The sequence below is a fragment of the Vibrio spartinae genome, assembly GCF_024347135.1.
Taxonomy (GTDB): Bacteria; Pseudomonadota; Gammaproteobacteria; order Enterobacterales; family Vibrionaceae; genus Vibrio; species Vibrio spartinae.
The window spans coordinates 3543440-3566023 of the sequence record NZ_AP024907.1 but is presented as its reverse complement, the minus strand read 5'-3'; the positions used below and the strand labels follow the sequence as shown (position 1 = coordinate 3566023).

General features: G+C 47.9%; 12 protein-coding genes. 8 read left to right on the top strand and 4 right to left on the bottom strand.

The features are described from left to right. The first annotated feature begins 67 nt into the window (after positions 1-67). The 5 genes from bfr (at position 68) to rplI (ending at position 2160) form a co-directional block, all read left to right on the top strand. Positions 68-544 (top strand): bacterioferritin, encoded by a 477-nt coding sequence (bfr, locus tag OCU60_RS15855; RefSeq protein ID WP_074374474.1) that lies wholly within the window; start codon positions 68-70, stop codon positions 542-544. Between the two features lie 195 nt (positions 545-739). Next, a complete protein-coding gene (gene rpsF, locus OCU60_RS15850; RefSeq protein WP_021021813.1) occupies positions 740-1123 on the top strand; it encodes a 30S ribosomal protein S6 in 384 nt (127 codons plus the stop codon). 8 nt (positions 1124-1131) lie between these two features. Beyond that, entirely contained in the window at positions 1132-1434 is a 303-nt protein-coding gene (gene priB, locus OCU60_RS15845; RefSeq protein WP_074374473.1) for a primosomal replication protein N, read from the top strand. 15 nt (positions 1435-1449) lie between these two features. After that, positions 1450-1677 carry a 30S ribosomal protein S18 gene (gene rpsR / locus OCU60_RS15840; RefSeq protein WP_000090471.1) on the top strand — a complete coding sequence of 76 codons (228 nt, stop codon included), beginning with the start codon at positions 1450-1452 and terminating at the stop codon, positions 1675-1677. 33 nt (positions 1678-1710) lie between these two features. Beyond that, a complete protein-coding gene (gene rplI, locus OCU60_RS15835; RefSeq protein ID WP_074374472.1) occupies positions 1711-2160 on the top strand; it encodes a 50S ribosomal protein L9 in 450 nt (149 codons plus the stop codon). Between the two features lie 104 nt (positions 2161-2264). Here the strand turns inward: rplI and OCU60_RS15830 are convergent, their stop codons facing one another. Then, on the bottom strand, positions 2265-3020 hold the full coding sequence (locus OCU60_RS15830; RefSeq protein WP_205410526.1) for a DUF481 domain-containing protein: 756 nt from the start codon (positions 3018-3020) through the stop codon (positions 2265-2267). 155 nt (positions 3021-3175) lie between these two features. Here OCU60_RS15830 and OCU60_RS15825 point away from each other — a divergent pair, with 155 nt between their 5' ends. Further along, entirely contained in the window at positions 3176-4588 is a 1413-nt protein-coding gene (locus OCU60_RS15825) for a replicative DNA helicase (RefSeq protein WP_074374470.1), read from the top strand. 96 nt (positions 4589-4684) lie between these two features. Here OCU60_RS15825 and OCU60_RS15820 read toward each other — a convergent pair whose 3' ends face one another. Next, positions 4685-5104, bottom strand: a complete 420-nt coding sequence (locus OCU60_RS15820; RefSeq protein WP_074374469.1) for a secondary thiamine-phosphate synthase enzyme YjbQ — start codon at positions 5102-5104, stop codon at positions 4685-4687. 309 nt (positions 5105-5413) lie between these two features. On the opposite strand from OCU60_RS15820, the gene pgi reads away from it, so the two are divergent. Next, on the top strand, positions 5414-7063 hold the full coding sequence (pgi, locus tag OCU60_RS15815) for a glucose-6-phosphate isomerase (RefSeq protein ID WP_074374468.1): 1650 nt from the start codon (positions 5414-5416) through the stop codon (positions 7061-7063). Between the two features lie 89 nt (positions 7064-7152). Here pgi and OCU60_RS15810 read toward each other — a convergent pair whose 3' ends face one another. Further along, the gene (locus tag OCU60_RS15810) at positions 7153-7614 is read right to left on the bottom strand and encodes a chemotaxis protein CheX (RefSeq protein WP_074374467.1); all 462 of its coding nucleotides are present in this window, start codon (positions 7612-7614) and stop codon (positions 7153-7155) included. Continuing rightward, positions 7604-8086: a zinc uptake transcriptional repressor Zur gene (gene zur / locus OCU60_RS15805; protein ID WP_095533337.1), complete on the bottom strand. Its 483-nt coding sequence runs from the start codon at positions 8084-8086 to the stop codon at positions 7604-7606. The genes OCU60_RS15810 and zur overlap by 11 nt, the downstream gene beginning before the upstream one ends. Before the next feature lie 1616 nt (positions 8087-9702). Here zur and OCU60_RS15800 point away from each other — a divergent pair. Further along, positions 9703-22584: a non-ribosomal peptide synthetase gene (locus OCU60_RS15800; protein WP_261854731.1), complete on the top strand. Its 12882-nt coding sequence runs from the start codon at positions 9703-9705 to the stop codon at positions 22582-22584.

Below are 22584 nucleotides of genomic sequence, written 5' to 3'. Positions count from 1 at the left end.
ACAGATTAAAATTTGACACTTTTCTGTTGGGTTCTAAAGTTAATAGAGCCAAAGAGGAGGTTTTGTCATGAAAGGCGATCCAATAATTATTCAACATCTGAACAAAATTCTGGCCAATGAACTGATTGCAATCAACCAGTATTTCTTACATGCACGAATGTATAAAGATTGGGGGCTCAAACAGTTGGCGGATAAAGAGTACCATGAATCAATTGATGAGATGAAACACGCTGATCATTTGATTGAACGGATACTGTTTTTAGAAGGTCTCCCGAACTTACAGGATTTGGGAAAACTGCTGATTGGTGAAGATACTCAAGAAATGCTCGAATGTGATCTTAAATTAGAGATGGCTGCCATCCCTGATTTGAAAGAGGCAATTGCTTATGCTGAAGATATTCGTGATTATGTTTCCAGAGACTTGTTTCTAGACATCTTAGCAGATGAAGAGGAGCATGTGGATTGGCTTGAAACCCAGCTTGGTTTGATTGAAATGACGGGTTTAGAGAACTATCTTCAGGCTCAATTTGTCGATGAAGATTAGTGTGATTGATATAAAGGACGAACAAGATGTTCGTCCTTTATTTTATGGTGCCTCCAAGTCATATTTCGCTTGCTAATACTGCTTCCTTTCTGTACTATTCCACCTCTTAAATTCCTGGTCACTTATTTATCGTTCCTTGCTTCCTCTGGACGACCGGGCCAATTGTGGAAGCTGAATAATCCGTAAGGAGCAAACATGCGTCATTACGAAATCGTATTCATGGTGCACCCAGATCAAAGCGAGCAAGTTGCTGGCATGATCGAGCGTTACACTGGTTCTATCACTGAAGCTGGCGGTACTATTCACCGTCTGGAAGATTGGGGACGTCGTCAACTTGCATACCCAATTAACAAACTGCACAAAGCGCACTATGTTCTGATGAACGTAGAAGCTGAGCAGTCAGTTGTTGATGAACTGGAAACTGCTTTCCGTTTTAACGATGCAGTTCTGCGTAACATGATTATGCGTACTAAGTCTGCTGTGACTGAACCATCAATCATGCTGAAAGCTCGTGAAGAGCGTTCTAAGCGTGAAGAAGTGAAATCAGAAGAAAACAACAGTGCAGACGTTGCTGAGTAATTAATTCTATGACCAATCGGATGGAACTTAGCGGTACGATTGTCAAGCATCCCATTCGAAGCCAGAGTCCGTCAGGTATCGAACATTGTCGTTTTTGGTTAGAACATCGTTCGGTTGCTGTTGAAGCGGATTTACCCAGACAGGTTTATTGTCGTATGCCCGTCGTGGTTAGTGGTCAGCGGTCACAGTCTTTCACTCATAACTTAGTACAGGGCAGCAGCATCAAGGTCAGTGGCTTTGTTACTTACCAGACCGACCGAAATGGTGTCGGAAAACTGGTGCTTCATGCTCAAGAGATTACTCAAATTTAGATCAGGAGATAGCCCATGGCTCGTTTCTTCCGCCGTCGTAAATTCTGTCGTTTTACTGCAGAAGGCGTCCAAGAGATTGATTACAAAGATGTAGCAACTCTTAAAAACTATATTACTGAAGCTGGTAAAATTGTACCAAGCCGTATTACTGGTACTAGCGCTAAATATCAGCGTCAGCTAGCTCGTGCTATTAAGCGTGCTCGCTACCTAGCTCTATTGCCATATACTGACAAGCATCAGTAATCGGCACCGTTTATTAAGAAAGAGGATTAAACAATGCAAGTTATTCTACTTGATAAAATCGGTAACCTAGGTGGTCTTGGTGATACAGTCAACGTAAAATCTGGTTATGCTCGTAACTTTCTTATCCCTCAAGGTAAAGCAGTTATGGCAACTAAAACAAACGTTGAGATGTTTGAGCACCGTCGTGCCGAATTAGAAGCTCAAGTTGCTGAGCAATTGGCTGCTGCACAATCACGTGCTGACAAAGTAAACGCTTTGGAAGCGGTTGTGATTGCATCAAAAGCTGGTGAAGAAGGAAAACTGTTCGGTTCTATCGGTACTCGCGATATTGCTGATGCAGTGACTGCTGCTGGTGTTGAAGTGAGCAAAAGTGAAGTTCGTCTTCCTGAAGGTGCTCTACGCAACGTTGGTGAGTATGACATCAGCATTCAACTTCATTCTGAAGTGTTTGCAGAAGTTAAACTACAGATTGTTGCTGAATAATTTCCCAGCCGATCCAGTATTAAAAACACCAGCTTATGCTGGTGTTTTTTTATGCTTGCAAACCACAGAAAATATTGTTTCAGTATTCAGAAATGTTGTAGCGTTCAGAAATGATAGACAACATTGATCGAGGTTGCACTGTCCGCTTTTTTGAGACTATCAGGGACGCGTGAGTGATATGAACGAGAGTAATCCAGCTTCAAAGCGAGGTTTTGAGTAATATCATTGGTCAGATTGATATTGGTGGTCAGCAATGTGTTACTATCCCCTGAGACAACGGTAACATCTCCGCCCAGTGTCACTGTTTTGGTCAGACTCCAATCGATTCTGGCATTTCCTCGGGTAATCGGTTCTCTTACCGTTTCAGGAAAAATCAGATCATCATCGTCGAGTTCATCGAGATTAGGTTTTTGATATCGATACCCTGGGCCGATTTCAAGCTCAATGGTTAGCACATCAGTATGTGTCAATTGGTAACCGTAACCTGCCGAGAAGGTATAGTCCTTAAAATAAGCGCTGTATTTAGAATCAATGCCATTGAAACTACCATACACATAGCCCCTAGGGCTAATTTTGTAGTCGGACTGTAGCGTATAGGTCGATTTTCTCTTGTATTCACCGCCATATTTATCAAGTCGGTAAAATTCCCATTTGCCCGTCGTTCGGTGTCTCCCTTTGGTATATTCAGCTAATATATTTACATTAAGTGATTCTGTATTTGTATTACCCGTATGTCTTTGGTAGCCGAGCTCGACCTGACCCTGAAGCGGAGAAGGCATTTCTTGCTCTGTTGATTCTTCTTCTGCATGAACAGCACTGATAATACAAAGACTGAAGGACATCAGCCAACACCTAAACACACGAAACCTCTAAAGACTGACCATTAAAGCTAAAGACAATACTAGAGTGAATAGCCCAGTCAATAGTCAGTTCTGGGTTAATTCTGCATGAGATAATTACAAATTCGATATTCTCGTTATAATGGGCACACTTTGTCGTGTTATTGAGAAAAGTCATGGTTAATTCCAAGTTTGAAAACAGAAATCGTAAGCAAACTGACGCACAAGTTGAAGGCATTAAAATGCCTCCCCATTCGCTAGAAGCGGAGCAATCCGTTCTGGGAGGATTGTTGCTGGATAATGAGCGGTGGGACACTGTGGCCGAACGTGTTGTGACCAGTGATTTTTTCAGCCGACCACACCGATTGATATTCGATGGTATTAAATCGATTCTGGAAGGCGGTAAACCGCTTGATCTGATTACACTCTCTGAGTTTCTGGAACAACGTGAGCAACTGGATGATGTCGGTGGTTTTGCCTACCTGACCGATCTTGCTAAAAATACGCCAAGTGCTGCAAATATCAACGCATATGCGGATATTGTTGCTGAACGGGCTTTGGTTCGTAATCTGATTGGTGTGGCCAATGAAATTGCCGATGCAGGCTATGATCCACAGGGGCGCAGTTCAGAAGATCTGTTGGACTTTGCAGAAAGTAAAGTCTTTGCGATTGCTGAGTCTCGAACCAATGAAAATGAAGGTCCACAAAATGTCGATTCAATTCTGGAGAAAACGTTAGAGAGAATCGAAATCTTGTATAAAAGCCCTCAGGATGGTGTTACTGGGGTCAATACCGGCTTTACGGATTTGAACAAGAAGACGACTGGATTGCAGCCTTCCGACTTAATCATTGTCGCTGCTCGTCCATCGATGGGGAAAACAACTTTCGCGATGAACTTGTGCGAAAATGCAGCGATGGAGCAAGAAAAACCCGTTCTGATATTTTCTTTGGAGATGCCTTCTGAACAAATCATGATGAGGATTCTGGCATCTCTGTCTCGTGTCGATCAAACTAAAATTCGAACCGGTAATCTGGATGATGAGGATTGGGCCAGAATTTCTTCTACCATGGGAATTCTTATGGAGAAGAAGAATATGTTCATCGATGACAGTTCGGGGCTGACACCTACAGAACTTCGCTCACGCGCACGCCGAGTTGCCCGAGAGCATGGCGGATTATCATTAATCATGGTGGACTACTTGCAATTAATGCGGGTTCCGGCACTGTCTGATAACCGGACTCTGGAAATTGCAGAAATCTCACGCTCCCTGAAAGCGTTAGCAAAAGAGTTAAATGTGCCAGTGGTTGCGCTTTCCCAGTTAAACCGTTCTCTGGAGCAGCGGGCGGACAAACGACCAGTTAACTCAGATCTGAGGGAATCAGGGTCTATCGAGCAGGATGCGGATTTGATTATGTTTATTTACCGTGATGAAGTCTACCATCCGGATAGTGCGATGAAAGGGACCGCTGAAATCATACTCGGTAAGCAGCGGAACGGGCCGATTGGTTCGGTGCGCTTAACGTTCCAAGGCCAATACTCCCGCTTCGATAACTACGCAGGACCTGCATTTGACTTTGATGATGAGTGATCGTTTCACTCATCAGGTTTATTGTTCGTATCAAACCAGCTGTCCGTAGTAGTAAAGTAGTCCGTAGTAAACCAGTTATCAGAATAAAATCAGCGGCTACTCTCCTGAAATGGTTGCAACGATCCGTCGTTGCCCGCCATGATTCCGATGCTCCCCCAAATAGATCCCCTGCCAGATTCCCATCGCCAGTTTCCCTTGAGTAATCGGAATCGTCAGGCTTGCCCCAAGCGTAGACGATTTAATATGAGCGGGCATATCGTCGTCACCTTCGTCGGTATGCTGATAGTAGGGCGCTTTTTCCGGAATGTTGCGATTAAAGTGGGCTTCCATATCAAGACGAACTGTCGGGTCTGCGTTTTCATTGATGCTTAAACTGGCTGATGTATGCTGAATAAACAAATGGAGCAGCCCGACGGAAACCGATTGAATTTGAGGGAGTTGTTCGACAACTTCGTCTGTAATCAGGTGAAATCCGCGTTGTTTCTCCTGAAGATAGATGAGGGTTTGTGACCACATTGTAAGCACCTATTAGAACGATTGTTAATTTCACTCGTGTCTGTATAGTGAGGTGTTTCTAGTTACCGTACAATCACTTTTTGTACCAATGGAAATAAAAATTGACTCGTTTGATTTGAGCTAAAACATAATTTCGCTCTGGAAATTAAGTATAATCAGCGAATCGGCTACAAATCGGAATATGGCTGTGACCTTATTAGATGTATTGGTGCATCAGCTGCAATTGATTTGTTTTTTGTCTCTGGAATTCTGTAACGATCACTGATGCTGCTCGGCAGAATAGGACCTATTAAATTCGGGATAGATACCATGCTAAAAAATATCAACCCAACAGAAACACAGGCTTGGAAAGCACTGTCTGCTCATTTTGAATCGATGAAAGGTGTTGACTTAAAAACACTCTTCAATCAAGACAGTCAGCGCTTTGAAACGTTCTCTCTACGTTTTGGCGATGATATTCTGGTCGATTATTCTAAAAACCTCATCAATGAAGAGACACTGAAACTCTTGTTGGCTCTGGCAGAAGAAACGGACCTGAAAAGCGCAATTGAAGCCATGTTCAGTGGTGAAAAAATTAACCGGACAGAAGATCGGTCTGTTTTGCATGTAGCGTTGCGAAATCGTTCTAATACACCGATTTATTCAGATGGTGAAGATGTGATGCCAGCGGTGAATGCTGTGCTGGAGAAAATGAAGAACTTCTCCGAACGTATTATTTCGGGTGAGTGGAAAGGGTATACCGGCAAAGCAATCACTGATGTTGTGAACATCGGTATCGGTGGTTCCGACTTAGGACCATATATGGTGACAGAAGCGCTGAAGCCTTATAAAAACCACCTCAACATGCATTTTGTCTCTAATGTCGATGGGACACATATTGCTGAAGTGCTCAAGCAGGTTAATCCAGAAACAACATTATTCCTCGTTGCATCCAAGACATTTACTACGCAGGAAACAATGACCAATGCCCACACTGCGCGCGATTGGTTTCTTGCCGAAGCAAAAGACGAATCTCAAGTCGCAAAACATTTTGCGGCGCTCTCAACCAATGCTGAAGCGGTTTCTGCTTTTGGTATTGATACCGACAATATGTTTGAATTCTGGAGCTGGGTTGGTGGCCGTTATTCGTTGTGGTCTGCAATCGGTCTCTCCATCATTTTGGGCATCGGTTTTGATAATTTTGTTGAATTGCTCTCTGGTGCTCATGAGGTTGATCAGTCATTTGCCTCGACCCCATTTGAGGAAAATATCCCAGTACTGTTGGCACTGATTGGTATTTGGTACAACAATTTTTATGGTGCGGAATCAGAAGCAATCCTTCCTTATGATCAATACATGCACCGATTTGCGGCTTATTTCCAACAAGGAAATATGGAATCGAATGGTAAATATGTTGATCGTAATGGTCAGCCTGTTGATTATCAAACCGGGCCGATTATCTGGGGTGAACCGGGTACCAATGGTCAACATGCCTTCTATCAGCTGATTCACCAAGGTACAAAAATGATTCCTTGTGATTTCATTGCGCCAGCGGTTTCACATAATCCGACATCGGATCATCATCCGAAGTTGTTGTCTAATTTCTTTGCACAGACAGAAGCTTTAGCGTTTGGTAAAACCAAAGAGCAAGTGGAAGCTGAGTTTATTGCTGCCGGTAAAACAGCAGCGGAAGTTGCTGAACTTGTGCCGTTTAAAGTATTTGAAGGGAACCGTCCGACCAACTCAATTCTGGTGAAGCAAATCACACCGCGTGTGCTTGGTCAGTTGATTGCAATCTATGAACATAAAATCTTCACACAGGGAGCAATCTGGAACATCTTCACTTTTGATCAGTGGGGCGTTGAGCTGGGTAAACAGCTGGCAAATGCGATTTTGCCTGAGCTGGAAAGTGATGGCCAAGTGACATCTCATGACTGTTCAACCAATGGACTGATTAATGCGTATAAAGCACTACGTTAAGATTGACCATTTAGCGTGATGCAAAAAAACAAACAGGGGATGGTAATACCATCTCCTGTTTTTACATTGGTACAAATCAAATCGGAAAGCTACTCGAAGCAGATTTCGATAAATGCATTGCCCCATGTAGAGGTGAAAGGCATGATGATGATCGCACCTTCGCATTTGTGGCGAATCGTATGACCACGGCCAGATACGACAATAGGTGTTGCCATATTGAAATCAAAGCCACTTTCAGCAAGTATTCTTTTAGCCCCGCCAGTCACCATATTAGTGATTTCACCCACCATATCGGTCACTTCTTCATTCAAGCCATTCGGGCGTTCGCCCAACATGTTTTGCATGATTTCCAATGCGAGACTTTCATCAAAAGTAATCGACATCGATCCTCGGGCTTGATCCCCAACCATACCGATCAGACCCGAAATATCACCTCGAGCAATTTCATCTTTTTTGACTCTTGGCTTCTGAGGTTTCAATTCAAGTGAAGCCATTGTTTTTAACACGTTCATCAGAGACGCTAAAAACGGATTTACAAACTCAGCGCGCATAATCTTTTACTGTATCTCTCTTTGTTTCTGAGGAGCACGTTTGGCAAATACCATGAGATTCAATGACATGGTTTGTAATCTTAAATCCGTGCTTCTCTGCATTATGTTCCAGTGATGAGACCAATGTCTCATCCTGAAGTTCGGTCACATCACTACATTGTTTGCAGATTAAAAGATGTGAGAAGTGTTTATGAGCATTACAAGAGCAACATGAAATGTAGCTGTTTGTTGATTCTACGCGGTGGATGAAGCCTTGCCCCATCAGAAAATCAAGTGCCCGATAAACGGTTGGGGGTTTTGCCTGCGGTTCGCTTTGCTGTAGCGCTTCAAGCAGCTCATAGGCACTAGATGCTTTCCTACTGGAACAGATAAGCTCAAAGACCCGTTTGCGTTGAGAAGTCAACCTGACACCTCTTGCTGTGCATATCTCTTCTATCTGTTTTGTTAAACTGTGGTCCAAATTCATCACCATAACCACTGGAGTCTTTTAATAATATACTATTTCAACTGTAATATCGTTCAACTTTTCTAATATTTCCCAGTGTAACAGCAATCATCCTGTCAGTAGAGCAACATTCTCTCAGATGGTTTCATGTCTCCTTCCCTTCTGAGGGAAACGCAGCTATCTGACTCAACTCTTTTATACCGTATATCTCGAGCAATAGTCTTGTTTGTGATCCAATTTATTTCAAAATCATGTTGTCATCCTGACGCCATCAGGCGTGTCAGACTCCTTATTTGTGATTTACATCTCTCTTTATATTGGCATCCGTAGACTCGATGCATGCGGTGATGTCTGAGTGAATGTGTGAATCAGGGGGTATGAGTCTTTCATTACTCAAATGCGAGTATTTATTATGGTCTGTTTATCAGTAGCGCATTGGGGGTAAGGGGGCTCAGAATGGATAGATTTTATTGTTCTCTATTAAAATAAAATGACTTTTGTTTTTTACTTTATTCTAATTTAATAATCTTACCTATATCACTATACGCATTTAATATGTGTTTTTTGTGAAATTCCTTACCGGAATGCATATAAAATAAATTTTATTTAATTGGTTTTTTGAGTTTTTACACTAATTTTTCGGAGCGGTATAGATGTATGCCAGAAATTTATTAACAAGAGTTACCTCCGTTCGTTATCTATTTAATGTTACTTTTGTCATTGCTGGTTTTTATTCGATGTTATGCATGAAAGTGTGCTTTAAATTGTAAAAATACAACCGGATAACTGATGATTTTGTATTTAGCCTGTATTTTTGTAGTGACCATGAAACATTGTGCAAATTTTATAATTATTATTGAACTAGATCAAACTTTTAAAAAATGGCCTTTGTTTGGGTTGAGAATTATAGAATGTAAGATAGAGCGATGGTAGAGAACACTCTGATTAATATGTTGTATTTTTGTTTTAAAATGGTTTTTTATTCTTTAATTTCGTTATTTTTATTTGTAATATTCTTATTTTTTATCTGGTTCGACCATAAGCTGAAGTATGATTCTGTTATGTTTATAAATTATCGGTATTTTTTATTTTTTATATCTCTATGTTTTTTAATGATTATTCTATTTTTTGTGCAAAATTTGCCCCATAAATGTGACTTGCGTTCAGCTAAATTTTTTTTGAATTTAATTATATAAAATTATCACTATTCATTTGTGGATGACTCACATTTTGAGTGGTTCATTCAAGACGTTAGGTGTGTTTTTGATTTTATTGTCATTATATGATGATGATTGTAATTACTTTTAATATTTATAATTTTATTATTTTGATTAATTTCTAGATGTTGCGATGATTTTGCTGTAACAGGATAGTGTCAAAATAATATAACTTGATTGTCAGAGAACGAATGATGTAATTTGGAATGTAAATGTTAACCATCAGATTAAGTTCGTTTTAAATATAAATATTAAGGATAAAAATATAAATAATAATACATTTGTCATTAATTGATTGTCGTTTTTGGTTACGTCATATCTAGCATGTATGAAGTTTTTGTGTCTGGTATTACACATATCAGATGCTCTTTGTCTTATGTGTAAAATATAAATAATAAAAAAATAACAAATGAAGGTTGGTGCTATATGAATTCGAATATTCGCGAAGCAAGTCAGCAAAGTTCGCATCTCCACGCTCAGTCAAATGTGTCTTCTTCTTTACCACTCTCGACGCCACAGAAAGGAATCTGGTTCGCCCAGCATATTGTCAGTCATGTCAGCCCCCGGGTATCCAAAGTCGTTGGGTATCTGGATCTGCCGGGTCAGATTAATCCTGAAATGATGGAAGTGGCGGTAAGACAGGGTGTCCGAGAAACTGAAACATTTCATATCAAAACTGAGTATCACGAAGAGAGACTAAAGCAAACGGTTGAATATTTTTTTGATTGGGAATTGCCTTTCATTGACCTGTCTCAGGAGGCGGATGCTGATGCTCTCGCAATGGCATGGATGGAAAAACGACTCGATCATCCTGTCTCGGCTGGCGACAGACCTCTCCTGTTTGAGTTTGCTTTGTTAAAAGTTCATGCCGAACAATATTATCTCTACTGTAGCGCCGACCATATTACAACTGACGGATATGGTTTCATGATGGTCTTGGCGCGTTTTGCTGAAATATATTCTGCATTAGATGCCGATCAGCCAATTCCTGAGTGTCAGTTATTAGGGGTTGAAGCCCTGTTGGCGGCTGAAAGCGCTTATCGCGATTCTACGGGTTTTGTGCGTGATCGTGAATACTGGCTGAACTATATGGCGCAGATGCAAACGTACCAACCGGTTTGTCTGGCTGGGCAAAGTGCGACGTGTTCTCAAGTGCTCAGTGAATGGCATCAGCTTCCTCTTGATGTTTATCAGCGTTTACAGAGGTTAGCCGAGCGTTACAAAACCAATCTCGCAACACTGATTACCGCGTTGACTTCGGTTTATCTACATTTGATGACCGGAGAATCGTCGATGATGCTCGGTTTTACGCATCGAGGACGAATGGGGCGAACGCTACGCAAAACAACAGGTATCGCGGTCAATATTTTGCCTCTCGGTATTCATATTAATGCGGATATGACATTCGATGAGCTGCTCGAACAAGTTGCCCTGCATGTTGGGAAAACATCCCGCCATTCTCGTTATTACAGTGATGACCTGCGACAAGAATCGAAGCATTCAAGCGAGCAAGAATGTTGGTATAGCACGGTAATTAATTTTGTTCCTTCGGAATATGAACTGTTTTTTGGCGATGTTTCTGCAACAGTCATCAATACAGCAATTGGCCCGGTTGAGGATCTGTCGTTTACATTTTATGATCGCGGGCCGCAGCAGGGATTAACGCTCTATCTCAATGCCAACCATGACCTGTATGAAAGGCACGACATTCAGCGTCATTTGACACGTTTGGAATCCTTTCTGACTGACTGTGTTCGTGCAGAATCGGATGTGACTTATCCCGCGCACTTAAGTGTTTTGTCTCATGAAGAGCGCCACCTCGTGCTCGACACCTTTAACCAGACCGCAATGCCATATTCTGAGCAAGCGTGTCTGCACCAGTTATTTGCCGCACAAGCCGCGCAGACGCCTGATGCCACCGCCGTGGTCTCGGGGGATGATTCGCTGAGTTATGCTGCGCTGAATACACAGGCCAACCAGTTAGCCCATCGCCTGATTGCACTCGGTGTGACACCGGGCAGTTATGTCGCTGTCATGGTTGAGCGCAGCTGTGCCATGGTCACGACCTTGCTGGCGACTCTCAAAGCGGGCGGTGCATACGTCCCGCTCGACCCGTTATTCCCGTCCGAGCGACTGCAATATATGGTGGCTGACAGTCGTCCGGTGGTTCTGATCACCGACGGCACGGTTGATGTGGCGCAGACATTTGGAGAGCAGGCTGCTCAGTTGCAGGTGCTTGACCTCAATCATGAATCGCTGACGGATGAGCTGGTGGTGAACCCCGAGGTTGCAACCCTGAGCAGCGAGCATCTGGCTTATGTGATTTATACCTCCGGTTCGACCGGACAACCCAAAGGCGTGATGGTACCGCACCGCGCGGTGGTCAATTTCCTGACCAGTCAACAGCAGCAACATCAGGTGAATGGTGATGACCGCTTACTGGCGGTGACAACCATTTCCTTCGATATTCATGTGCTTGAAATCTATCTGCCGCTGGTCAGTGGTGCTGCGCTGCATTTAGCCGATAAAGCATTATCACGCGATGGTGAAGCGCTGGCGGCTTACCTTGATAACCAAGCCATCACCCTGTTTCAGGCGACGCCGGCGACATGGAAGCTTTTACTGGCGGCAGGCTGGCAGGGCTCACCCCGGTTAAGCGGACTGATTGGCGGAGAATCCTTCTCGAAAGTGTTGGCGGATGAGATTCTTGGTCGCGTCGGTCGTTTGTGGAATATGTATGGTCCGACCGAGACGACAGTCTGGTCAGCGACGCATCCTCTGAGTCTGCGTGATGAGGGCGTGCTGATTGGCAAACCGATAGACAATACCCGGATTTATATTCTGGATGATGCGCACCAGCCGGTGCCGGTCGGTGTGAGTGGTGAGATTTACATTGCCGGTGCCGGGGTGACGAGCGGGTATCTCAACCGCGATGATTTAACCGCAGAGCGGTTTATCCCGGACCCGTTTGCCGCTGAATCCGGTGCATTGATGTACCAAACCGGTGACTTGGGCCGGTGGGACAGTGACGGTCGGATTAGCTGTTTAGGTCGGTGTGATTTTCAGGTCAAAATCCGGGGATTCCGAATCGAGCTGGGTGAAATCGAGTCGCTGATGCAGGGTTATACCGGGATTGCAGATGCAGTGGTTGCCGCGCCTGAGATGGCGGACGGAGAGCCACGGTTGGTGGGTTATTATGTGGCGGCAGATGCAGCGCAGTCCGGTGAGTCTCTGGTGGACGGGTTAAAGGCCGAGTTACGGTGTCGTCTGCCGGATTACATGGTGCCGGGGATTTATATTGCGTTGGATGCATTCCCGTTAACGCCGAATGGCAAGGTTGACCGGAAGGCTTTACCGGCGGTCGATGCAAGTGACTTGCCGCAACGGACTTATGAGCCGCCACAGGGCGATGTGGAAGTCCAACTGGCTGAGATTTGGTCGGGTCTGTTGGGTGTTACACAAGTGGGCCGTCATGATGATTTCTTCGAACTTGGCGGCTATTCGCTGGTCGCGATGCAGTTGATTTCCCGAGTTCGTCAACAATTTCAGGTTGAACTGGCATTAGCCATGGTATTCAACCAACCGGTGTTATCTGCATTGGCAAGCGCGATTGATGAAGCCACGCCGACGCAACTGAAAACGATCATTGAACCGTTAACCTCTGATGTGGTTCCGCCCTTATCTCTGGCTCAGCGGCGGCTATGGATGTTATCGCAAATCGATGATGCGGCAATCACTGCGTACGTGATGGTCGGGCGTTTCACATTGCGCGGTCAACTGGATATCGTTGCTTTGCAACAAGCGTTTGACCAGATGATCTCCCGCCATCATATCTTACGGACTTGCATTGATATCCGCGATGGTGAGCCAGTGCAGAAAGTGCTGCCGGAAGGCCAGCGGATGATGCTCACCCAGATCGATGCCGATGATGTTCAAGCGATTGCCTCATTTGCGACAGATATGGATCTGTCCACAGGGCTGCTATTTCAGGGGCAACTGATTGCTATCGATGCAGAAACACATATTTTGCGTCTGGCAATGCATCACATTATCACCGATGGTTGGTCGATCAATCTCTTGATGAGAGAAGTCAGCCAACTTTACCGTGCTCTGGTCGAAAATACGCCCAATCCATTGTCACCGTTGACGATTCAGTATGGTGATTTTGCCGCATGGCAACAGCAATACATCCAAGATGCGCAACTACAGCAGCAAAGTGAATATTGGACTGAACAGTTACGCGGTATTCCTGAGTGTCTGACATTGCCTGCTGACCGCGCCCGTCCATCCAAACAGTCCTTTGATGGTTCAGAAGTAAAATTTGTTCTCGATAAAGAATTGACCGCAGCACTGCAAAAGTTAAGTCGGACACATGGTTGTACCCTCTACATGACTTTATTAGCCAGTTGGTCAGCCTTGATGGGACGTCTTGCCAGTCAGGAGGATGTGGTGATCGGCTCACCGATCGCTGGCCGGACTCGGACTGAACTTGAGTCACTGATCGGTATGTTCGTCAATACGCAGGCGATGCGAGTCGATCTGTCTGACAATCCGAACACAATTGAGCTGCTGAAACAGGTCAAAGCGACCGCGCTGGCGGCACAAGCGCATCAGGACATTCCGTTTGAGCAGGTGGTCGAGTCCGTTGCACCGAGACGCAGCTTATCTCATTCACCGATTTTTCAAGTGATGTTCGCTTTACAGAACGTCCCTGATGGCGAGTTGCAATTACCGGGACTGTCGATCTCACCGATTGAAGCTGAAGTCTCAACCGTACAGTTTGATTTGAACCTCTTCGTGCATCCGTCAGAAGATCAACTTGAGGCAACGTTGCACTACGCCACTGCATTATTCGATGCCGTCACGGTTCAACGCTATCTCGGATACTGGCAAGCTCTGCTACAGCAGATGGTGTCGGCCCCCACGCAAGCGGTTGGCTCACTGCATATCCTCCCGGATACTGAACGCGACCTTGTCCTCAACCAGTTTAACCAGACCCAAACCGCATTCCCTGATCAATCCTGTCTGCATACCCTGATAGAAGCGCAGGTGGCCCGCACCCCGGAAGCAACCGCGGTGGTGTTTGCAGACCAGTCGCTCAGCTATGCCGAACTCAATGCGCAAGCAAACCAACTGGCACACTGGCTGATTGAACAAGGCGTGCGTCCGGACAGCCGGGTGGCGGTCTGTCTGGAAAGAAGCTGCGAGCTGGTGGTCTCTCTGCTGGCGATTCTCAAAGCGGGTGGTGCGTATGTCCCGCTGGACCCGGGCTATCCGAGTGAGCGACTGACATATATGTTATCCGACAGTGCGCCGGTCGCCCTGTTGACCAGCGGGCATTTAGTTGAGTGTCTGGGCGCAATCCCCGCGACAACCCGTTTGGTGGATTTAGCGTCACCGGTACAGCCATGGGTGGATAGTCCACAGACCAATCCGGTGGTGGCTGAGCTGACCAGCCGTCATCTGGCATACATCATTTACACCTCGGGCTCGACCGGCTTACCGAAAGGGGTGATGAACGAGCACCGCGGGGTGGTCAATCGTCTGCACTGGATGCAACACGACTACGGTTTTGGTCCGGATGATGTGGTGCTCCAGAAAACCCCGTTCAGTTTTGATGTGTCGGTGTGGGAGTTCTTCTGTCCGCTATGGTCAGGGGCCACGTTACTGATGGCCAAGCCGGAAGGTCACAAAGACCCGGATTACTTAATCAGTCTAATGACCACCCAAGGGGTAACTATCGTGCACTTTGTCCCCCCAATGTTGCAGAGTTTCCTTGAGGTGGTCCGCCCTGATGATTGTCCGAGCCTGCGCTTGGTGTTCTGTAGTGGTGAAGCGCTACCGGCGGAAGCGATACGCAAGAGCTATGCGCGCTTACCGCAAATAGAATTACATAACCTGTATGGCCCGACGGAAGCGGCTGTCGATGTAACGGCATGGCACTGTCCGCGGCAACTGGCGGGAGACCGGGTTTCAATCGGTCGTCCGGTTGCCAATACGCAGATGTATGTGCTGGATAGTGACGGTCATCCGGTTCCGGTGGGTGTTGAAGGCGAGTTATACATTGGTGGTGTTCAGGTAGCGCGGGGATATCTCAACCGCGATGAACTGACGGCGGAGCGGTTTGTTGCCAACCCGTATGCCAGTGATGAAAGCGCTCATCCGGTGATGTACCGCACCGGTGATGTCGGTTGCTGGTTAGCTGACGGCACGATTGAGTATCGGGGCCGCAATGATGACCAGGTGAAAATCCGCGGCTTCCGCATCGAGCTGGGTGAAATCAGTTCGGCGCTGCAAAGTTGTGCCGGCGTGCAGGATGGCGTGGTTGTTGCCCGGTCATTTGGTGGCCGTACTGAAAACCAAAGTACTGAAAACCAAAGCGCGGAGAAACAGTTAGTCGGTTACTACACCGCGATTGATACGCATGCGGTGCCGGATGTCGCGACACTGAAGGCAGAGTTGACGGCACGCTTACCGGCGCACATGGTGCCGGCGGTGTATGTGGTGATTGATACGATGCCATTGACCCCGAACGGCAAAGTGAACCGTAAGGCGTTACCTGAGCCGGATGTCAGCGCGATGGTACGGCATGAATATCAAGCGCCGGTGGGCGATGCGGAGACCCAACTGGCAGCGATTTGGTCAGAGTTATTGGGTGTTGACCAAGTGGGGCGCGCCGACAACTTCTTTGAGTTGGGCGGACACTCCTTACTGGCGGTACGGATGGCTGATCGTTTGCGGCAACGCGGTTATCAGTTAGTGATTCGTCATCTGTTTTCCCGTATCACACTGGCAGAACTGGCTGAAACATTGGAAATACAAGATGTGAGCCCGGAGAGCGAGATTCCACCAAATCGGATCCCTGCCCATTGCCAGCACATCACACCGGAGATGTTACCGTTGGTGACACTCGATCAGAAGGCGATCGATGTGATCAGTCAGACTGTCGAGGGCGGCTCCGCTAATATTCAAGATATCTATCCGCTGGCGCCACTGCAGGAAGGAATTCTGTTCCATCATGTGTTGGAACAACAAGGTGACCCTTATGTGACGCGAGTGGTTCAAAGCTTCAAACATGAAGCGGACATTGATACTTTTATCTCTGCTCTGCAACATGTCGTGCAACGGCATGACATTTTACGCACTGCGGTTGTCTGGGATGGGGTCGATATCCCCGTTCAAGTTGTGTGGCGTGAAGCGCCCGTTGTTTTGCACACGTTGCAAGCGACTCAACTACACAGTGCTGATTCTGGCGATGAGAAACACTCCGAGCGTGTGGCAGATCGCTTGTGTCACCATTTTGACCCAGCCCATACTCGGATGGATATCCAGCGAGCACCGATGATTGAAGCCTATAAAGTTGCCGATCCGGCGGAAGGGCGCTGGCTACTCTGTTTTCTGCTTCATCATTTGTGTAACGATCACACGACATTGGAATTACTGATTGAAGAGGTACAGGCCTATATTACCGGTCGTGAAGCATCACTGCCGAGACCATTACCGTTCCGTAACTTTGTCGCACAAACAACGCTGAACGCCAATCAAGATGAGCACCTTCACTACTTCCGTGAGTTGCTTGGTGATATCGATGAACCTTGCGATCCCTTCGGGTTGCAGGCATCCGGTGACGATGCACATGTCGAAGCAACCCACGTGGCGATTGCAGACGATGTTGCACAGAAGATTCGTGAGCTATCGCGTCATTTCAGTATCAGCCCTGCGGCGCTGTTCCATCTCGCTTGGGGGGTGGTTGTTCAGCGTGCCACCGGACAAGATGATGTGGTCTTCGGTACGGTGTTGTTCGGGCGGATGGCCGGAGGTGAAGGTGCAGATCGGGTCTTGGGGATGTTCCTCAATACGTTACCATTACGGCTCTCTTTTGCGGATGTATCGGTTGAATCGGTACTGATACAGACTCAGCAGCGTTTGGCTGAATTATTGGAACATGAGCATACTTCTCTTGCCTTGGCACAACAGTGCAGCGGTTTGAGCAATCACACCCCACTGTTTAGTTCGCTCCTGAACTATCGTTATCAAGGGGGCAGTGCCCAGACCGATTCGGCAGACCAAGAGGTACTCGGTTCCCTGGAGATTGCCGCAGAGAATACCAACTACCCGTTAACAGTGGCAGTTAATGATATTGTCACGGGTGGTTTTTCATTGGATATCCATGTTAATCCGCATCTCAGTGGCGAGCGACTCGGGGCCATGTTTATAACGGCCTTGACTGGGCTGGTGAGTACACTCTCAGCTCAGCCGTCGGCACCCGTAAACCAACTCACTATTGTGGCGGATTGTGAACGCGACCTCGTGCTCAACCAGTTCAACCAGACCCAGACCGCATTCCCTGACCAATCCTGTCTGCATACCCTGATTGAAGCGCAGGTTGCCCGAACCCCGGAAGCAACCGCGGTGGTGTTTGCAGACCAGTCACTCAGCTATGCCGAACTCAATGCGCAAGCAAACCAACTGGCACACTGGCTGATTGAACAAGGCGTGCGTCCGGACAGCCGGGTGGCGGTCTGTCTGGAAAGAAGCTGCGAGCTGGTGGTGTCTTTGCTGGCGATTCTCAAAGCGGGCGGTGCGTATGTCCCGCTTGACCCGGGCTATCCGAGTGAGCGACTGACATATATGTTATCTGACAGTGCGCCGGTCGCCCTGTTGACCAGCGGGCATTTAGTTGAGTGTCTGGGCGCAATCCCCGCGACAACCCGGTTGGTGGATTTAACGTCACCGGTACAGCCATGGGTGGATAGTCCACAGACTAATCCGGTGGTGGCAGCGCTGACCAACCGTCATCTGGCGTACATCATTTATACTTCCGGCTCGACCGGCTTACCGAAAGGGGTGATGAACGAGCACCGCGGGGTGGTCAATCGTCTGCATTGGATGCAACACGACTACGGTTTTGGTCCAGATGATGTGGTGCTCCAGAAAACCCCGTTCAGTTTTGATGTGTCGGTGTGGGAGTTCTTCTGTCCGCTATGGTCAGGGGCCACGTTACTGATGGCTAAGCCGGAAGGTCACAAAGACCCGGATTACTTAATCAGTCTAATGACCACCCAAGGGGTGACCATCGTGCACTTTGTCCCCCCAATGTTGCAGAGTTTCCTTGAGGTGGTCCGCCCTGATGATTGTCCGAGCCTGCGCTTGGTGTTCTGTAGTGGTGAAGCGCTACCGGCGGAAGCGATACGCAAGAGCTATGCGCGCTTACCGCAAATAGAATTACATAACCTGTATGGTCCGACGGAAGCGGCTGTCGATGTAACGGCATGGCACTGTCCGCGGCAACTGGCGGGAGACCGGGTTTCAATCGGTCGTCCGGTTGCCAATACGCAGATGTATGTGCTGGATAGTGACGGTCATCCGGTTCCGGTGGGTGTTGAAGGCGAGTTATACATTGGTGGTGTTCAGGTAGCGCGGGGATATCTCAACCGCGATGAACTGACAGCGGAGCGGTTTGTTGCCAACCCGTATGCCAGTGATGAGAGCGCTCATCCGGTGATGTACCGCACCGGCGATGTCGGTTGCTGGTTAGCTGACGGCACGATTGAGTATCGGGGCCGCAATGATGACCAGGTGAAAATCCGCGGCTTCCGCATCGAGCTGGGTGAAATCAGTTCGGCGCTGCAAAGTTGTACCGGTGTACAGGATGGTGTGGTGGTTGCGCGAGCATTCGGTGGCAGCGCTGATAAACAGTTAGTCGGTTACTACACCGCGATTGATACGCATGCGGTGCCGGATGTCGCGACACTGAAGGCAGAGTTGACGGCACGCTTACCGGCGCACATGGTACCGGCGGTGTATGTGGTGATTGATACGATGCCATTGACCCCGAACGGCAAAGTGAACCGTAAGGCGTTACCTGAGCCGGATATCAGTGCGGTGGTACGGCATGAATATCAAGCGCCGGTGGGTGATGCGGAGCAACAACTGGCAGAGATTTGGTCGGCGTTATTGGGTGTTGAACAGGTGGGTCGTGCCGACAACTTCTTTGAGTTGGGCGGTCACTCCTTACTGGCGGTGCGGATGGTGTCACGGGTACGTGAGCAACTGGGCCGAGAATTATCACTAACGACACTCTTCTCTCAGTCGACATTACATGAAGTTGCTGCGCTGCTTGAGGATGCACAAGGTTCAACTTTACCTGCGATTACCCCATTGCCGGAAGGGCAAGCAATTCCATTGTCACTGGCACAAAAACGGTTGTGGTTCTTATCTCAGATGGATCCTGATGCCGTTTCAGCGTATGTGATTACCGGTGGTTTACGACTGGAAGGTCAGTTAAACATTGATGCATTACAGCGGGCACTGAATCAGATTGTGTCCCGACATGCGCCATTACGAACGCACTTTGTCGATCTCGATGGTGTTCCTGTACAGGTTGTTGGCAAAGTTTGGCATGAGTTTCCGATGAGTTGGCTGGATGGGGAGACATTAATCGATGAGTTGTCACCGTTTCAGCCTCAATTCGAGTTAACCCGAGGGGCATTGATTCAAGGGCAGCTGATCCGTATTCATGAAAACGAGCATTGGTTGCGAATTGCCATGCACCATATGATTGCTGATGGTTGGTCAATTGGGGTGCTGACCACTGAACTCTCAGCCTTGTATCGTGCATTCTGTCAAGGACAACCGGATCCATTGCCACCATTGCGTATTCAGTATGGTGACTATGCTGCATGGCAGCAAGCACACTTGCAAGGTGAGGTGTTGCAACGTCAACAGCAGTATTGGACGGAACAACTGCGTGATATTCCGGATTGTCTGACATTGCCGATGGATCGACCCCGCCCGGCAACGCAAAATTACGCAGGCGCTGCGGTTTCAGTCAGTTTATCACCGTCGCTCACCGCGTCTTTACGTCAATTCAGCCAGCGACATCGCAGTACTCTTTATATGACCTTACTGGCCGGATGGTCTGTGGTCATGAGTCGTCTTTCCGGTCAGGAAGATATTGTGATCGGTTCTCCGGTTGCCGGACGGACGCAAAGCGAACTGGAAGATTTGATCGGGATGTTTGTCAACACGCAAGCATTGCGGGTCAACCTGAGCGATCAGCCGGATAGTATTGCGCTGTTGAATCAGGTCAAAACGACTTCGTTACAGGCACAGGCACATCAGGATATTCCGTTTGAGCAGGTTGTGGAGGCGGTTGCGCCGACACGAAGTCTCGCTTACAGCCCGATTTTTCAGGTGCTGTTTGCATTACAGAACTTACCGGAAGAGCGGATTGAGCTCGATGGCATGTGTTTGTCGTTGTTAGCGGAAGAGAGCAGCAGCGCCCAGTTTGATCTGAGTTTGATCGTCCATGAATCAGCAGATCGCATTGAAGGTACGCTGAATTATGCAACCGCGTTGTTTGAGCCGGAAACCGTGCAGCGTTATCTCAGCTATTGGATCACCTTGTTAGAAGGCATGGTCCGTCAGCCTGAGTTACCGGTGGGCGCACTGCCGATGCTGACGGACAGTGAGCAGCAGCATGTGCTGCAACATTTCAATCAAACCGACTATGGATATCCGTCCGATTGTGGGGTTCATACGCTGTTCAGCCAACAGGCGAGCACTTCACCGGATGCTATCGCAGTCATCACCGAAGCAGGTGAATGGCGTTATGGCGTGTTAGAGGGAAGCGCTAATGCACTGGCGCACCGGTTACAAACACTGGGTGTGACACCCGGTCAGCGGGTTGCAGTGCGATTGCCGCGTTCAGCCGCGTTGGTGGTGGCAGAGCTGGCGATTTTAAAATGTGGTGGTGTGTATGTACCGCTCGACCCGGCTGCCCCGGCGGAGCGATTGGATTATGTGTGCCGTGACAGTGGTGCAAGCCTCATGCTCGCAGAACCGGGGACTGCGGATGATGATTCATCTCTGCACGTTTTAGAGATAACCCCGTCGCTGCTCAATGAAACCCGTGATGAAGTGATTTCTGTGTCAGTCAGCGGTGACTCACCGGCCTATGTGATGTACACCTCGGGCTCAACCGGTCAGCCTAAAGGTGTGGTGGTACCACATCGGGCAATCGCAAGGCTGGTACTGAACAACGGCTATATGGCGGTGCAACCATCAGACCGGGTGGCGCTGGCAGCCAACCCGGCATTTGATGCGACCACGTTAGAAGTATGGGCCCCGTTACTCAATGGCGCCGCGGTGGTGGTGATTGAGCAAGAGACCTTATTGAACGTCCAGGCCTTCGGCCAAGCGTTAACTCAGCATCAGGTCAGTATTCTGTGGCTGACGGTTGGGTTGTTCAATCAGTATGCACAAGGCCTGAAACCGGTATTACCCAACCTGCGTTATCTGTTGGTCGGCGGTGATGCGCTTGACCCGGCGGTGATTCGTCGGGTGCTGTCAGAGAGTGCGCCAGCGCATCTTCTCAATGGTTATGGCCCGACAGAAACCACGACATTCGCGTTAACCCATGAAATCAAGGCGGTTGATGAGGGTGCAGTGAGTATTCCGCTGGGCCGTCCGATAGGTCATACCCAAGTGTATTTACTTAACAGTCACGGTCAACCGGTGCCGCAAGGTGTGGTGGGTGAGCTGTATATCGGTGGTGACGGGGTCGCATTGGGATATCTCAATCAAGATGCGCAGACCGCAGAGCGGTTTGTCCCGGACCCGTATGCATCGGCAGCGAATGCGCGGATGTACCGGACGGGAGACTTGGGTTATTTACGCGCAGACGGAACGATTGAGTTCGTCGGCCGCAATGACTTTCAGGTCAAGGTGCGAGGCTTCCGTATCGAGCTGGGCGAGATAGAGTCGGCGTTAGTGTCGAGTGGCGTGGCTTCGGCGGTGGTGATAGCCACGGGTGATTCTGCGTCCAAACGGTTGGTGGCTTACTTCACCCAAGGTGATGAAGGACTGACAGCGAGTGAGCTGAAATCACGCTTAGCGGCATGTTTACCGAGTTACATGGTGCCGGCGGCTTATGTTGCACTGGCCGAGATGCCGCTGACGGCGAACGGTAAGGTCGACCGCAAAGCTCTGCCGGAGCCGGATGAAGCGGCGTTGGTTCACCGGGAATATGAAGCACCGCTGGGTGAACTGGAAGAGATGGTTGCTGAGATTTGGCAAGCGTTGCTTCAGGTGGAAGTTGTCGGTCGTCAGGATAGCTTCTTTGAGTTGGGAGGACATTCATTGCTGGCTGCCCAATTAATTTCAAGAATTCGCAATGAATTGGATTTGGAAGTGCCATTGGTTGAGCTTTTCTCTCATCCCACATTAGCCGCGTTTAGTCAACGTGTGGCTTATATCGGTCTTGCTGAATTTGATGTCAGCGATTTAATGGATTTAGCAGAATAA